This window comes from Psychrobacter sp. 16-MNA-CIBAN-0192, assembly GCF_040309565.1.
GTDB lineage: Bacteria > Pseudomonadota > Gammaproteobacteria > Pseudomonadales > Moraxellaceae > Psychrobacter.
The window spans coordinates 1-245 of record NZ_JBEOOX010000601.1 but is presented as its reverse complement, the minus strand read 5'-3'; the positions used below and the strand labels follow the sequence as shown (position 1 = coordinate 245).

1 protein-coding gene is annotated in these 245 nt (G+C 43.7%); it reads left to right on the top strand.

Going from position 1 to position 245, the window contains the following annotated elements; translation table 11 throughout:
* Nucleotides 1-37: 37 nt before the first annotated feature.
* The coding region (locus AAEY78_RS14535; protein WP_352340157.1) for a hypothetical protein at nucleotides 38-245 on the top strand (208 nt) is incomplete at its 3' end.

Genomic DNA, 245 nt, shown 5'->3' with positions numbered 1-245 from the left:
ATTGCGGAACTTATTGACCGATCAAGTTTCATCGTTGATGAAAGATCAAAAAAAGCGTACCGATCCTGTTGGCGCAATGCTAGAAAGTAAATTGATTGCAGCAGAGTTTTCTCCAGCCGTTGCTGCTAAACTAGCGGGGCTAAGTCAACACTACACCCCAGCCGATTTAGTGAGAGCATTACCACAAAGTTTAGCCAATTTACTCGACAATCAAGGCGACGATATAGTTAAACGTGGTGGTGTTG